12 protein-coding genes are annotated in these 14095 nt (G+C 68.1%); 5 read left to right on the top strand and 7 right to left on the bottom strand.

The annotated features are described in order from the left end of the window. The first annotated feature begins 35 nt into the window (after window positions 1-35). Both ACSDHM_RS19225 and ACSDHM_RS19220 read left to right on the top strand, forming a co-directional pair. Window positions 36-707, top strand: a complete 672-nt coding sequence (locus tag ACSDHM_RS19225) for an SEL1-like repeat protein (protein ID WP_088496794.1) — start codon at window positions 36-38, stop codon at window positions 705-707. 124 nt (window positions 708-831) lie between these two features. Continuing rightward, window positions 832-1452 (top strand): thymidine kinase, encoded by a 621-nt coding sequence (locus ACSDHM_RS19220; RefSeq protein ID WP_008264720.1) that lies wholly within the window; start codon window positions 832-834, stop codon window positions 1450-1452. A gap of 513 nt (window positions 1453-1965) precedes the next feature. Here the strand turns inward: ACSDHM_RS19220 and ACSDHM_RS19215 are convergent. The 4 genes from ACSDHM_RS19215 to ACSDHM_RS19200 form a co-directional block, all read right to left on the bottom strand. Beyond that, window positions 1966-3570: a glucan biosynthesis protein gene (locus ACSDHM_RS19215; RefSeq protein WP_072167419.1), complete on the bottom strand. Its 1605-nt coding sequence runs from the start codon at window positions 3568-3570 to the stop codon at window positions 1966-1968. Window positions 3571-3674: 104 nt separating this feature from the next. Continuing rightward, the gene (mutM, locus tag ACSDHM_RS19210) at window positions 3675-4487 is read right to left on the bottom strand and encodes a bifunctional DNA-formamidopyrimidine glycosylase/DNA-(apurinic or apyrimidinic site) lyase (protein ID WP_061480453.1); all 813 of its coding nucleotides are present in this window, start codon (window positions 4485-4487) and stop codon (window positions 3675-3677) included. Between the two features lie 19 nt (window positions 4488-4506). Then, window positions 4507-4839 carry a hypothetical protein gene (locus ACSDHM_RS19205; RefSeq protein ID WP_088496598.1) on the bottom strand — a complete coding sequence of 111 codons (333 nt, stop codon included), beginning with the start codon at window positions 4837-4839 and terminating at the stop codon, window positions 4507-4509. After that, complete coding sequence (locus ACSDHM_RS19200) at window positions 4836-6038, bottom strand: DesA family fatty acid desaturase (protein ID WP_088496599.1); 1203 nt, start codon at window positions 6036-6038, stop codon at window positions 4836-4838. The genes ACSDHM_RS19205 and ACSDHM_RS19200 overlap by 4 nt, the downstream gene beginning before the upstream one ends. A 151-nt stretch (window positions 6039-6189) precedes the next feature. On the opposite strand from ACSDHM_RS19200, the gene ACSDHM_RS19195 reads away from it, so the two are divergent. Then, window positions 6190-7011, top strand: a complete 822-nt coding sequence (locus ACSDHM_RS19195) for an ABC transporter ATP-binding protein (RefSeq protein WP_053496707.1) — start codon at window positions 6190-6192, stop codon at window positions 7009-7011. Window positions 7012-7135: 124 nt separating this feature from the next. Here the strand turns inward: ACSDHM_RS19195 and ACSDHM_RS19190 are convergent, their stop codons facing one another. Beyond that, entirely contained in the window at window positions 7136-8338 is a 1203-nt protein-coding gene (locus ACSDHM_RS19190; protein WP_088496600.1) for a DUF4785 domain-containing protein, read from the bottom strand. A gap of 11 nt (window positions 8339-8349) precedes the next feature. After that, window positions 8350-9228: a hypothetical protein gene (locus ACSDHM_RS19185; RefSeq protein ID WP_072167423.1), complete on the bottom strand. Its 879-nt coding sequence runs from the start codon at window positions 9226-9228 to the stop codon at window positions 8350-8352. A gap of 261 nt (window positions 9229-9489) precedes the next feature. On the opposite strand from ACSDHM_RS19185, the gene ACSDHM_RS19180 reads away from it, so the two are divergent. Continuing rightward, window positions 9490-10329, top strand: coding sequence for an acid phosphatase (locus ACSDHM_RS19180; RefSeq protein WP_072167424.1), 840 nt, complete (start codon window positions 9490-9492; stop codon window positions 10327-10329). Between the two features lie 131 nt (window positions 10330-10460). Here the strand turns inward: ACSDHM_RS19180 and ACSDHM_RS19175 are convergent, their stop codons facing one another. Next, complete coding sequence (locus tag ACSDHM_RS19175; protein ID WP_072167425.1) at window positions 10461-12731, bottom strand: TonB-dependent receptor; 2271 nt, start codon at window positions 12729-12731, stop codon at window positions 10461-10463. A gap of 160 nt (window positions 12732-12891) precedes the next feature. Here ACSDHM_RS19175 and ACSDHM_RS19170 point away from each other — a divergent pair, with 160 nt between their 5' ends. Continuing rightward, window positions 12892-13908: a TIGR00266 family protein gene (locus ACSDHM_RS19170; protein ID WP_072167426.1), complete on the top strand. Its 1017-nt coding sequence runs from the start codon at window positions 12892-12894 to the stop codon at window positions 13906-13908. Window positions 13909-14095: the final 187 nt, after the last annotated feature.

The following is a 14095-nucleotide window of genomic DNA, read 5'->3' as shown; positions in this document are numbered from 1 at the left end:
TATTGAGTCGACTCCGGAACACAGGAGCGTGGTCCATGTCGTTGAACATCATCGCCCGCCCGCTGGCGGCTACCCTGCTGGGCCTGCTGGCCGTGCCTGCGGCCGGGTCCAGCCCGGCACCGCCTGCCGACGCCTATGAAACCATCGTGCTGCAGTCGCACGAGTTCCTCGTCTACCATCCGGACCTGCGCTTCCGTGGGCTCGGCATGCAGGCCCGCGAGCGGGGCCGCCACGAAGAGGCCCGCAACGACTTCCGCAATGCCGCGCGCTACGGCGACAAGCTCTCACAGGCAGCGCTGGCCGACATGCTCTGGAACGGGCAGGGCGGTCCGGTCGACCGCGCCCTGGGCTATGCATGGATGGACCTGGCGGCCGAGCGCGGCACCGAATGGCTGGTGGTACAGCGCGAACGCTTCTGGGAGGCGCTGTCCGCCGACGAGCGCGAGCGCGCGGTGCGCGAGGGCCGCGCGCTGTATGCCGAGTTCGGCGATCCGGCCGCGACGCCGCGGCTGGAACGTGAACTGCGGGCCGGCAGCATGCGGCAGACCGGCAGCCGCGCCGGCTGGAACGGCGCCATGCGCAGCCAGGGCCGTGGCGATGCGGGAGCCCGTGTGCTGCAACCGGAAAAGCACCAGTTGGCGCGCTACTGGGACCCGGTGGCCTACCGGCAATGGCAGGACGAGGAGCTGGCCAGATCGGGGCGATGAGCCACGCCGGCCAGGCCATCGTTGCCTCGGCGCTGCTGGCACCTGGGTACGCGACAGCCGGCACGTGATCGCCCGGCCACGGCCGATCCGCGACGGCGGGCCGGGTGGCGACTAGAATTGGCCGATGGCCAAGCTCTACTTCTACTACTCGGCGATGAACGCCGGCAAGACCACCACCCTGCTGCAGAGCGCGCACAACTACCGCGAGCGTGGCATGCGCGTGGCGATCCTGACCCCACGCCTGGACGACCGTGCCGGCGCCGGCGTGGTCGCCTCGCGGATCGGCCTGCGCGCTGACGGCATGGCCTTCGACCGCGATACCGACCTGCAGCGCTGGGTGGAGCAGGATCTGGCAGCCAACGGCCCGATGGGCTGCGTGCTGGTGGACGAGGCGCAGTTCCTGACCCGCGCCCAGGTCTGGCAGCTCAGCGAGGTCGTCGACCAGCTGCGCATTCCGGTGCTGTGCTACGGCCTGCGTACCGACTTCCGCGGCGAGCTGTTCGAAGGCAGCCAGTACCTGCTGGCCTGGGCCGACGAGATGCAGGAAATCAAGACCATCTGCCACAGCGGCAAGAAGGCGACGATGACCGTGCGCGTGGACGAGCATGGCCACGCCGTGCAGGACGGCCCGCAGGTGGAGATCGGTGGCAACGACCGCTACGTATCGGTCAGCCGCGCGGAGTTCAAGAAGATCACCCGCGGCGAAGGGCGGATCGACCCGGCGCAGGCCCCGCTGCCGTTGTAAAGGGTGTTCGGCAGGGCTGCGCCCTGCACCTGCAGAGGCAACAGCAACGTCAACAGCGAAAGCTGGCATTCCGTGGGAAGGCGGGGCACTGTGGGTGTGCGGGGACGGCGCAAGTACGTCCATGTAGCCTTGGTCGCCGCATCCATGCGGCTCACACCCCGCAAACCCACAGTGCCCCGCCTTCGACAATTGGCCGGCGGCCAGTAGATCCACGCCATGAGTGGATGAAATCTGTCAGATATCGAATGAAATTCCGGGGTCAGATCCGTTTTCCTTCGGAAAACGGATCTGACCCCATGAGCTGTTCCGACAGATCGCGGAGGTCTGTCGAAGGCGGGGTGGGTCCGGTTGCGGGGGCGTGAGCCGCATGGATGCGGCGACCGAGCTTACAGGGACGTACTTGCAGCGTCCCCCGCAACCGGACCCACCCCGCCATCCCACGGAATGCACGCATTTGACGTTGCCTTGGCTTGAAGCGGGTGCAGGGCTGCAAGCCCTGCAATCCCAAACCACTCAGTACAGCGTGCGCTCCGGCGCACCGGCCGGCGGCGGGGTGTACTGGTACAGCCAGGTCTCGGTGAGGGTCTTGCCACCACTGCGCAGGAACAGGCGGATGTCGATCTGCTCGGTACTGCCTTCCGGCGGCACCAGGTCGAACATCGCGCGATAGCCGTTGATCTCGCGCAGCGGGCGCGCCGAAACGATCTCGACCCGGCCACGGCTGGCTTCCACCACCGCTTCGACCTCGGCCTTGTCGATCAGCCTGGCCAGTTCGCCACCTTCGAAGTCCACCGCGAAGCGCCAGCTGAAGTACTCGCGCTTCTTGCCGACCACACCGCCCAGGCCGGTGCGGCTGGCCACGCAGTGCGCCAGCGGCGGGCGCGCCGGCGGTTCGGCGCCCCAGTACAAGCGGTAACCGACCAGCAGCTCCTGGCCCGGCTGTGGCTTTTCCTTCGGGTTCCAGAACGCCACGATGTTGTCGAAGGTCTCGTCCACGGTGGGAATCTCCACCAGCTGCACCGAGCCTTCGCCCCATTCGCCCTTCGGCTCCACCCACAGGCACGGGCGCTTCTCGTAGAACACGCCGTCGTCCTGGTAATGGTCGAAATTGCGGTCGCGCTGCAGCAGGCCGAAGCCGCGCGGGTTGCGGTCCACGAACATGTTGAAACGCAGGTTGCGCGGGTTCAGCAGCGGCCGCCAGATCCACTCGCCGGCACCGGTCCACAGCGACAGGCCATCGGTATCGTGGATCTCCGGGCGCCAGTCCCAGCCCATCCGGCGGTCGTTCTCGCCCACCTGGTACATGCTGGTGCACGGGGCGATGCCCAACCGCTCGATCGTCTTGCGCGGGTACAGCGCGCTGTCGATGTCCATCAGCAGCACGTCACCGTTGGTGATCGCGAAGCGATAGGCTCCGGCCACGCTGGGCGAATCCAGCAGGCCGTAGACCACGATCGTGTCCGAATCAGCCGACGGCTGTTCCAGGTAGTAGGCGATGAAATCCGGGAATTCCTCCGGCTTGCCCATGCCGGTGTCGATCGCCAGGCCACGCGCGGACTGCCCGTACTGGCCCTCCTTGCCGACCGCGCGGAAGTAGCTGGCGCCAAGGAAGGCGGCGAAGTCGCGGTCGGTGTCCTTGCGGGTGTTCAGGCGGAACCCGGCGAAGCCCAGATCGGCCGGCAGCTCGCCATCCTTGATGCCGCTCTTGCCGTAGTTGAACGCCGCGCCGTCATACGCCAGTTCCTGCGCCTTGCCGTCGACCACGTCGAACATGCGCACCGGCGAATGGAAGTACAGGCCCAAGTGGAAGAACTTGGCCTGGAACTTGCCGGGCTGGTCGGCCCACAGCGCATGGTCCTGGCGGTAGCCAATCGACTGGTACTGGTCCCAGTCGAGGCCTTCCAGGCGGCCCGGCAACACCCGCTTGTGGCTCTTGTAGGGTGCCTGTGCCAGCGCGCGCGCCTGGCCCTTCAGGGTGGCGAAGTCGAACGGCTGCGGTTGGCCGAGGCGGCGCAGGCCCATCTGGCCGCTCCTGCTGGCCGCGCACGCGGGCAGGGACGGCAGGCCGAATGCAGCCAGGGCGAGGGAGGCATTGCGGATGAAGTCGCGTCGTTGCATGCAGGCGCGTCAGGCACAGAGGGAAGGTCGGCCATGATAGGCAGACAAACGTTAACGGGCAGCGGAGACGCGCCCTGCCCGTTCAGCTGCCGCTGGTCGCCGGCTCAGCGCTGGCAGTGGCTGCACCAGACGCTGGCGCGCTGGCCGATGGTGGCGTGCTTCAGCGCGCGCCCGCAGTTCGGGCACGGCAGCCCGTCGCGGCCGTACACCAGCAGCTCCTGCTCGAAGTAGCCCGGCGCACCATCGGGGCTGATGAAATCGCGCAGGGTGGTGCCGCCGCGGGTGATGGCGTAGCCCAGGATCTCCTTTACCGCGTCGGCCAGCCGCTGGTAGCGTTCTCGCGAGATCTTTCCTGCCTCGCGCAACGGGCTGATGCCGGCCTTGAACAGGCTCTCGGCGGCGTAGATGTTGCCCACGCCCACCACCACCGCCTGGTCCATCAGGAAGGTCTTCACCGGCGCGCTGCGGCCCCGGCTGCGGTCGAACAGGTAGTCGCCGTCGAACGCGTCGTCCAGTGGCTCCGGGCCCAGCCCCTGCAGCAGCGGGTGGATCTCCCCAGCCGGCTGCCAGAGCAGGCTGCCGAAGCGGCGCGGGTCGTTGAAGCGCAGCAGGCGGCCGTTGTCCAGGCTGATGTCGACGTGGTCATGCGCCCGCAGCGGGGTATCACCGGGCAGCACGCGCAGGCTGCCGGACATGCCCAGGTGCAGGACGGCGCTGCCGATGGCGGTATCCAGCAGCAGGTACTTGGCGCGCCGGCGGATGTCCTCGATGCGCTGCCCCGGCAGCAGCTCGGCCACTTCCGGTGGAATCGGCCAGCGCAGGTCGGCGCGGCGCAGGATCACGCCATGCACGCGCCGGCCCTGCAGGTGCGGCGCCAGGCCGCGGCGGGTGGTTTCGACTTCGGGTAGTTCGGGCATGGTGCGATTCTACGCCCGCTCAACGCGGCGGCGCGGACAGCTCGCGGGCATCCAGGAAGCCATCACCGTTGGCATCCTGCTTGTGGAAGCGCTGCACGATCACCTGCCGCTGCTGCTCGCGGCGGATTGCCCTGCCCTTGCCGCCGGGCAGCTCGTCGGCGCTCAGTACGCCATCACCGTTGCGGTCCATGCGATCGAAGGCATACAGCATCCACTGCACGTACTCGGCCTCGTTGACCTTGCCGTCGCCATCGCTGTCCATCCGCTGCAGATAGCTGGCGGTGTCGGTGACCTGGGCCAGCGCCGCACCCGGCAGCAGCGCCGCCAGCAGAAGCCCATACCCTGCCCTCACGCGCCCACCAGACTGTAGCCCTTCAAGCGTGCGGCGTAGGCCTGCAACGCCGCGATACCGCTTTCCTCGGCCTCGCGGCACCACGCCTGCAGCTGATGCAGGCGCTCGGCGGCGTCGTGGCCACGGGCTTCCAGCAGCGCAGCCAATCGCCCGCGGTACTCGACCAGGGTGCGGATGCGCGGCCGCTGCGCCACCCATGCGCTGAGCTGGGCGCGGCTGTCCGGCTTCAGCCAGCGGCCATCGTTGACCAGGCCACGGCGCAACCGGCGTGGCAGCAGGCGGCGCAGCTTGGCCCCGGCCTGCGCGGCCTCCTCGCGCAGGGCTGGCATGAACACGTTGCGCTGGTAATCGGTCATCGCCTGGAAACGGTGCGACAGCAGCGCCTTCAGCGTTTCGGCATCGGGCACGGCGATGTTCGGGCGCACGTCCATGGCCGGCGCCACCCGCAGCACCCTGGCCAGGCGCAGCGCCTGCAGCAGGCGGATCGCACTCCAGCCGATATCGAACTCCCAGCGCCGCATCGCGAAGCGCGCCGAACTGGGGAAGGCATGGTGGTTGTTGTGCAGCTCCTCGCCACCGATCCAGAACCCCCACGGCGTGAGATTGGTGGAGGTATCGGCCGACTCGTAGTTGCGGTACCCCCACCAGTGGCCCAGGCCATTGACTACGCCCGCCGCCCAGAACGGGATCCACGCCATCTGGATCGCCCACAGCGCCACGCCGGGCAGGCCGAACAGCACACTGTTGATCGCCAGCAGCACTACCGGCCCCAGCGTGGCGTGCGGGGTATACAGGTGGCGCTCGATCGCGTCGTCCGGCGTGCCGCGCCCGTACTGCTCGATGTCCGCGCGCATGCCGCGCGCTTCGCGGTACAGCTCCACGCCATGCCAGAACACCTTGCCGATGCCGCGGGTGACCGGGCTGTGCGGATCGTCCTCGGTCTCCACCTTGGCGTGGTGCTTGCGATGGATGGCTACCCACTCGCGGGTGATCATCGACGTGGTCAGCCACAGCCAGAAGCGGAACACGTGCGCCAGCGCCGGATGGAAATCGACCCCGCGATGGGCCTGGCTGCGGTGCAGGTACAGGGTTACCGAGAAGATGGTGATCTGGGTGAAGAACAGCAACACCGCCAGCATGGCCCACCCTCCCAGGCCGAGCACACCACCGGTCAACAGGGACATCAGGGCATCAGACATGGCAGCTCTCCGGATCGACGCGGGGATGGCAGACATGATGGGCGCTTGCGTTGCAAACTGCATCCCTGCGGCGATGTATCGCATCGCCATCCGTGGCACCGTTCACAGTTGGGGACCTGAGTTGTCGAGCCTTGATCCACGCGCCAGCACCATGACTGCCGCCCCGCCCGTTGCGGAGCTGCCCCCCTTGATCGAACTGGACCGCGCCACCGTGGTGCGCGGCCAGGTGAAGGTGCTGCACGGGCTCAGCCTGCGCATCGCACAGGGCCAGCACACCGCCCTGCTCGGCCCCAACGGCTGCGGCAAGTCGACCTTCATCAAGCTGATCACCCGCGAGCTGTACCCGCTGGCGCAGGTTGACGGTTCCGTGGCGGTAAGGGTGCTGGGGCAGAACCGCTGGCAGGTGGACCGGCTGCGATCGCAGCTCGGCATCGTCACCGGCGATCTCAGCAGCAATCTGGCCGACATGCCGGGCCTGACCGTGGAACAGGCAGTGCTGTCCGGCTTCTTCGCCAGCTACGTGGTGCCGGCCTTCCGCGAAGTGACCGCCGATATGCGCGCACGCGTGGGCGAGACACTGGCGATGACCGGCGCCCTGTCCCTGCGCGACCGCGCCTACGCCGAGTTGTCCGCTGGCGAGACCCGCCGCGTGCTGATCGCCCGCGCGCTGGTCAACCGGCCGCAGGCACTGCTGCTGGATGAACCCTCCACCGGGCTGGACCTGGTCGCCCGCGAGCAGCTGGTGGCGACCATGCGGGTGCTGGCGCAGCAGGGCATCACCCTGGTGCTGGTGACCCACCACATCGAAGAGATCATTCCCGAGATCGAGCGCGTGGTACTGCTGCGCGATGGCCGCGTGCTGGCCGACGGCACCCGCGCCGAGCTGCTGCGCAACGAACCGCTGTCGGCGGTGTTCGGCGGCGCGATCACCGTCTGCGAGCAGGAAGGCCGGCTGACCGCATACGCGGGGTGATCGGCATGCCGTTGTAGAGCCGAGCCCACGCTCGGCTGCTCCTGATCACGGCAAACGGCCGCCGAGCATGGGCTCGCCTCTACGCAGGAGCAGCGGGCCGGACCCCGGCCCGCTGCACGCAACCTCAGAACCGCAACGCCAGCGCGCGCGACTCGATCGGTGCCATCCGGCTCTGGTCCTGCAGCTGCAGGTCGCGCAGCTCGTACGGTGCGCCAAAACCGGCCGGCAACGCGGCCTCGCCGAACGGCAGCACCAGCTGGCCGGCGCCTGGGCCATCGAACCACCCGGCTGCATGTGCCTGCGCGACCGGCTTCATCCGGCCATCGCGGGCCGTGGCATACAGCGTGCCGCGTGCCTCGTAGCGGCCTGCCGCAGCCACCTGCAGCGGCAGCGCCACCTGGCGGCTGGACGGGTCCGGTGCTGCATGGCCACTGAAACGCGCGGTCGGCCGTGCCACCGCGAAGGCCACCTTGCCATCGCGCAGCACGCCATCGGCCTGGGCGAACACCTGCAGCTCCCACAGTCCCTGCACGGTGCCGACGTCGGTCGGGATCCGCACCTGCGCGCGCAGGCTGCCATCGGTGGTGCGCAGCAGACGCTGCGGCCAACTGCGGCCATCCGGTGCGACCAGCAGGGCTTCACCCCCCAGGCCGCCACGACGCGATGCCAGCTGCGCGGTGGTGGCGCCGTCTTCCAGCAGGCGTGCCTGCAGCTGCACGTTGCCACCGGCCAGCACCTGCGCCTGGTTGGCCTGCACTTCCAACCGCAGCGGGCTGTTCGGCTCCAGCACCTGCACCACATAGCGGCCCTGCGCCTGCGTGCTCTGCAGGGTGTACGCACCGGCGGCACTGGTCGCGCCGGTGCGCAGCATGCTGCTGCCATCACTCACCGGCATGCCGGCATCCTGCAGCGCGCGCGCATCGACACTGCGGGCCACGCTGCTGCGGCCAGCCGGGTCGCGCACCTGCAGGGTGTTGGCCGGCAGCGCGCGGGCTCCTGCGGCCGGACTCAGCTGGATCACCGCATCCGGCGCCGTCAGCGGCAGGTCCAGGCCGCGCTGCAGCTGCGTGCCATCGACCTGCTGCCAGTAACTGCGGCTGACCGAGGCATATGGCGTGGCCGCCTGCAGCGGCTGTGCCGGGTCCAGCGCCCAGGCAAACGACAACGGCGCGTGTTCGCTTTCATCGGCAGGCAGCGGCGCGGCCACCAATGCGGCAGGCACCTGATCGCCCGCGCGGGCCGCCTGCAGAGGCTGCGCGGCCTGCGCGGCGGAAAGGGACAGTACTGCCAGCACCGCACTGGCCAGCAGGGTGGAATGGGTCGTCATGGTCATCTCTCTCACTGGGTCAGGTCGTTGCGCAGCAGGGTGCCGAGGCCGAAGCACTCGCGCCGGCTCTGGTTGTGGCTGAGCGGTTCTGCGCCCTGGGTGCGCGCTTTGTCGGTGAACCAGGTGGTGCCGGCCGCCTTCTGGCTGCTGCACTCCAGAAAGCCATCGGAGCAGGACGACAACCAGTTCTGGGTGAATTCCAGGCCAACGTTGGCGGCATAGCCACCGCAGTAGCTGTTGCTGTCCCACACAGCCGATTCCACGTCACTGCCGACCACCGCGCGGAACGGCTTGGGCAGCGCCGGGCGACCGGCCGTGCCGTACAGGTTCTGCGCGTTGTAGGTGGCCATGCTGGCCACCTGCTGCTGGCGTACCGCGTCGTTCTTGTAGCCCAGCAGCCAGCCCAGTGACGTTTCGAAGGTATTGCCGTTGAGCACCGCATCGGCCAGCGGCGTGCCCGCCGAGGACGGCGCCAGTGCGGTGACCTTGCGCACCGTGCGGATGATCTTCGGATAGCGGCTGTCGTAGGTCGGGTTGGACAGGATCCAGCGCATCACGTTGCCGCCGTTGGAATGGGTGATCACCACCAGCTGGGTGATGCCACGGCTGTCGATGAAGCCGGTCAGCTGGTTGGCCAGGCAGCCGGCGGCCTCCGGTTTCCACATGTACTGGGTGAAGTCACAGTTGATGACCACATAGTTGCTGCTGTTCGGCAGGCCCTGGCGCACGGTGTCGATGATCGCCGGCTGCCAGTAGTCCTGGGTGGCGTTGGTCTGCGCGCCGGTGCCATGCACGAAGGCCACGCCGACCACGTCGGCGGCCTGCGTCGGTGCTGCTGCCAGCCCCAGAAGCAGGGCCAGGACGGTACTTCCTGTTGCGGTGCTGCGCATCGCTTCTCTCCCTCTGTCTTCGGATCCCCCCGACCCGGCTGGAACTGGACGGCCCCTGGTGCCTGCCGATGTGCCGATGCTCACGGTGCGGCCGCGTGAAAGTCCGTGCGCTGCGCCCGGATTCAGCAGACTGGCACCCTTCGATGACGTTCTTCATCTCCTGTGATGACCATGCCGGGTCTGGCCGTATGACCGATGGCCACTGCGGTGCCGCGCACGGGCTGCGATCATGACGCGATGTTTTTCCTCCGGAGCCCGTCCATGTCGATGATTTCCCACCCTGCCCGCCCGCTGCTCGGCCTCGCCGTTGCCGTGGCCCTGGCCGGCTGTGCTGCCACGGCCACCAAGCCGACCGCCGTCGAAGCCAACATCACCACCAAGGCCGTGGGCTATCTGGACAAGAGCGCTGTTCCGGCCAGCCTCGATCTGGTGCCGGCACCGCCGGTGGCCGGTTCGGCCGCCCTCGCCCTGGACGAACAGGTCAGCCGTGAAGCCCGCGCGCTGCGAGGCAGCCCGCGCTTCGCCCAGGCCGGCGTCGATGCGGAACTCGGCTTCCCCGAGGGTGCAAACCACTTCTCCTGCGCCGCCGACATCGACGTCGATGCGGTGAAGACTCCGGCGCTGTATCGACTGCTGGAGCGCAGCCGGATCGACGCCAGCGCCGCCACCAAGGCGGCCAAGAACCACTACCAGCGCCCGCGCCCGTTCATGGTCAACGGTGAGCCGACCTGCTCGCCGAAGGACGAGGATGGCCTGCGCAAGAATGGTTCCTATCCATCAGGCCACACCTCAATCGGCTGGGCCTGGGCACTGATCCTGTCGGAGATCGCGCCGGACCGCGCCGATGCCATCCAGGCCCGCGGCCGCAACTACGGCGAGAGCCGCCTGGTGTGCAACGTGCACTGGCAGAGCGACATCCTCGAAGGCCGCTTCATGGGCGCCGCCGCCGTGGCCCGCCTGCACGACAACGCGGCGTTCAACAAGGACCTGCTGGCCGCACGCAAGGAGATCGAGGCGGCGCGGAAGGCCGGTCGGCACTCCAGCCGCGACTGCGCCACCGAGAATGCGGTGCTGAAGGTGCGCCCGCAGAGCGCGCTGTAAGCCATGCCTCTGTAGAGCCGAGCCATGCTCGGCTCATGGCAGTCGAGCATGGCTCGACCCTACAGAAAGCAGGAAACAGAAGGGCCGGCATTGCGCCGGCCCTTCTTCATTGCACTACCGCAGCCACCGCATCAGAACTTCGCGGTGAACTCCACGCCCCAGGTGCGCGGCTCGTTGAGGAAGCCGGTCAGGTTGTTGAAGTCGATCGCACCGACCACGCGGGTCTGGTTGGTCAGGTTGCGGCCGAACACCGCCACGTCGTACTGGCCATAACCCCAGTTGTAGCCCAGGCGCAGGCCGCCTTCCAGCGAACTACGGCCGCGGAATTCCGGCGACTCGTAGATGAAGAAGTTCACCGCACTGCGGTAGGCCCAGTCGGTGTAGGCGTACAGCTCGCTGCCATCGCTGAGCGGGAAGCCCACGCGCAGGGTCGCGTTGTGGATCCACTTCGGCGCCTGCGGCAGCGGGTTGCCGTTCACCAGCGCGTAGGTCTGGCCGTTGATCACCGTGGTCGGGTCGGTGATGGTGCAGCCGCCGCCACAGATCGCCACCGCCAGGTTCTTGTCCTTGATCTCGGTGTCGTTGTAGCTGCTGCCAAAGGTCAGCAGGACGTTGTCGGCCAGGTAGGCCTCCAGGTCCAGCTCGACGCCCTGACCGATGGTCTTGTCGGCGTTGAGCAGGGTGGCGGTGTTGTTGGCACCGCCCACGGCGATCAGCTGCTGGCCATCGACGTCGTAGCGGAACACGCTCAGGCCCAGGCGCGCGCGGCGCTCGAACAGATCGGCCTTGACGCCGGCCTCGTACGAGATGACCTTCTCCGAATCGGCCTGCGACAGACCCGGCGCAAAGGCCAGGCGGCCCTGGATCGACGGCGCGCGGAAGCCCTTGGCCACGCGGGCGTAGGCGTTGATGTCGTCGGTCAGCTTGTAGACGCCGCTCAGGTCCCAGCTGACGTCGTTGACGTCGGTGTTGGCCAGGTACGGGCCACTGACCGGGGTGCCGAACGGAACGGCCTGCAGCACGCTGGCGCTGAAGTCCTTCTTGTCCTGGGTGTAGCGCACGCCGGCACGCAGCTTGAAGCGGTCGGTGACATCGAAGTCACCCGAGGCGAACACCGCCCAGGCCTTGTTGCGCTGGTTCTGCACCACGTGGCCGGTCTGCGGATTGCCCGGGGCCAGCGAGTCGTAGTTGAAGTTGTTGATGGTCACGTCTTCATCGAAGTAGAAGACGCCGGCCTGCCAGTCGAAGCGGCCCCACTCGTTGGACTCGACGCGGAATTCCTGCGTCCACTGGCGGTGATGCGGCAGGCCATCAGCCGACTCCGAGGAGAACGGAATCAGGCCCGGGCCGTAGTTGCCGGCACCGAGGAAGGCCGCACCGTAGCCACCGTCGATGTCACCGCGGTTGAGCGATTCGGCGGTCTCGTAGCCGGTGATCGAGTGCAGGGTCACCGAGCCGAGGTTCCACTGCAGGCGCGCGCTGCCACCCCAGGTCTCCAGGTCGGAGAAGTTGACGCCGTCGTTGGCCACCTTGTCGCGGTCGAAGTTCTCGACCAGCGAATTGCCACCCTTCTGGATGATGTTGGCGCGGAACAGGCGGGCGGTGCCGTTGAGCTTGCGCTTGTGCAGGTTGAACAGCGCTTCGAAGTCATCGCCTTCGTACAGGAACTGCACGCGGCCGGCGGCTTCGTCGTAGCCTTCGAAGCCACTGTTGGGAGCACCGACACGGGTGTTGTCGACCCAGTCGTCGCGGCGCTGGTAGATCGCCGAGACGCGTGCCGACCAGCGGTCGGTCAGCGGGCCGCCGTAGGCGCCCTGCACGTTCCAGCTGTTGTAGCTGCCATAGCCGACGCGGAGGTAGCCATCGGCATCCTGCGACGGGCGCGCCGAGTCGAACTTGACCACACCGGCCGGCGTGTTGCGGCCGAACAGGGTGCCCTGCGGGCCACGCAGCACTTCCACGTTGGCCAGGTCGAACAGCGGGAAGCCCTTCAGCAGCGGGCTTTCCTGCACGACGTCGTCGTATACCAGCGACACCGGCTGCGACGCATTGAGATCGAAATCGGTGTTGCCCAGGCCGCGGATGTAGAAGCGCGGGAAGGCACGGCCGTAGGACGACTCAATGTTGAGGCTGGGCACGCGTGCGGCCAGGAAGCGGATGTCATCGCCGGCCGAACCGAGCACATCCAGCTTCTCGCCCTGAATCGCGCTGACTGCAACCGGTACGTCCTTGGCGTTCTCGACACGGCGCTGCGCGGTGACCTGCAGGGTGTCGAGGGCAACCGGATCCTTGGCGGCAGGGGTTTCCTGGGCGGCTGCTACCAACGGCAGCAGGGCGGAAAGAGCGGCAACGAGAGGGCGCGCGACCGGAAGGCGGCCACGGGAAGTGCGGGTCGGGGACATGGCGGTAGGCTGTGTTTGGAGGGGTGGTAAAACGGCGCTACCAGATAATTGTTGCAATACAGCACCTGCCCCGCAAATGCCGGCCGTTCATGGCCCCGTCGCCCTGCCCCCCGGGGCGCTCGCTAGACTCGGGGTTTTCCAGCGCCGCGGAGCCGCCGCAATGACCCAGTGGTACTTCCATGCCTCGGCCCAGGCCGACCGAATCGGACCGCTCGATGACCCGGCCGCGCGCCGCTACGCGCAGGCCAACCCGCGCGCGCTGGCCTGGTGCCAGGGCATGAGCGGATGGACCTCGATTGCCGAAGTGCCCGAACTGCAATCCGCAGCCCCGGGCATGCCCCACACCCCACCCCCGGTCCCCGCCACCGCCAGCGGCCGCGCCGACGACATCGAATTCCGCATCGTCGGCCATGAGATGCAGTTCGTGGAAATCGAGCTTGATCCCGGTGAGAGCGCCATTGCCGAGGCCGGCGCGTTGATGTTCAAGGACGCCACGGTGCAGATGGATACCGTGTTCGGCGCCGCCAATGGCGACCAGGGCGGCGGCTTCATGGGCAAGGTGATGGCTGCCGGCAAGCGCGTACTGACCGGCGAAAGCCTGTTCGCCACCGTCTACACCCAGAGCGGCCATGGCAAGGGCAAGGTCGCCTTCGCTGCGCCCTACCCCGGCACGGTGCTGGCGATGAAACTGGACCAGCACGGCGGCCGCCTGATCTGCCAGAAGGACAGTTTCCTGGCCGGCGCGCGCGGCGTGCAGATCGGCGTGCAGTTCCAGCGCAAGATCATGACCGGCCTGTTCGGGGGCGAGGGTTTCATCATGCAGAAACTGGAGGGCGACGGCTGGGTGTTCATCCACGCCGGCGGCTGCGTGGTGGAGCGCGAGCTGGCCGCCGGCGAACGCCTGGACGTGGATACCGGCTGCGTGGTGGCCTACCACCCGACGGTGGACATGGACGTGCGTCGGGTGGCCGGCATCAAGAGCATGCTGTTCGGCGGCGAAGGGGTGTTCCTGGCCACGTTGACCGGCCCCGGCAAGGTCTGGCTGCAGTCGCTGCCGTTCTCACGCCTGGCCGGCCGCATGTGGATGGCCGCACCGCAGGGCGGCGGCCAGAACCGCGGCGAAGGCTCGGTGCTGGGCGGCCTGGGCCGGATGCTGGATGGCGATAACCGCTTCTGACCGCCTCCGGTCGTGCCGGCCGCTGGCCGGCAGCCTCATGGACCTTGGCGCGCATCCCGGTAGTGCCGGCCGCGGGCCGGCAGCCCCATGGACCGTTGCCAGGTTTCCCCTATGGTTGCCGGCCAACGGCCGGCACTACCTTTATGAATGGGCGATATTTCCCACCCTGCCCGCCCCGCCGCAGCTT

Source organism: Stenotrophomonas sp. T8 (assembly GCF_051853085.1).
Classification (GTDB): Bacteria; Pseudomonadota; Gammaproteobacteria; order Xanthomonadales; family Xanthomonadaceae; genus Stenotrophomonas; species Stenotrophomonas sepilia.
The sequence above is the reverse complement of the archived record's forward strand: the minus strand, read 5'-3'. Positions and strand labels throughout refer to the sequence as shown.

Excerpts from the sequence above, each read along its gene's own strand:
- ACSDHM_RS19225 (WP_088496794.1), top strand. The coding sequence starts at position 36 with ATGTCGTTGAACATCATCGCCCGCCCGCTGGCGGCTACCCTGCTGGGC.
- ACSDHM_RS19220 (WP_008264720.1), top strand. The coding sequence starts at position 832 with ATGGCCAAGCTCTACTTCTACTACTCGGCGATGAACGCCGGCAAGACC.
- ACSDHM_RS19215 (WP_072167419.1), bottom strand. The coding sequence starts at position 3,570 with ATGCAACGACGCGACTTCATCCGCAATGCCTCCCTCGCCCTGGCTGCA.
- mutM (WP_061480453.1), bottom strand. The coding sequence starts at position 4,487 with ATGCCCGAACTACCCGAAGTCGAAACCACCCGCCGCGGCCTGGCGCCG.
- ACSDHM_RS19200 (WP_088496599.1), bottom strand. The coding sequence starts at position 6,038 with ATGTCTGATGCCCTGATGTCCCTGTTGACCGGTGGTGTGCTCGGCCTG.
- ACSDHM_RS19195 (WP_053496707.1), top strand. The coding sequence starts at position 6,190 with ATGACTGCCGCCCCGCCCGTTGCGGAGCTGCCCCCCTTGATCGAACTG.
- ACSDHM_RS19190 (WP_088496600.1), bottom strand. The coding sequence starts at position 8,338 with ATGACGACCCATTCCACCCTGCTGGCCAGTGCGGTGCTGGCAGTACTG.
- ACSDHM_RS19185 (WP_072167423.1), bottom strand. The coding sequence starts at position 9,228 with ATGCGCAGCACCGCAACAGGAAGTACCGTCCTGGCCCTGCTTCTGGGG.
- ACSDHM_RS19180 (WP_072167424.1), top strand. The coding sequence starts at position 9,490 with ATGTCGATGATTTCCCACCCTGCCCGCCCGCTGCTCGGCCTCGCCGTT.
- ACSDHM_RS19175 (WP_072167425.1), bottom strand. The coding sequence starts at position 12,731 with ATGTCCCCGACCCGCACTTCCCGTGGCCGCCTTCCGGTCGCGCGCCCT.
- ACSDHM_RS19170 (WP_072167426.1), top strand. The coding sequence starts at position 12,892 with ATGACCCAGTGGTACTTCCATGCCTCGGCCCAGGCCGACCGAATCGGA.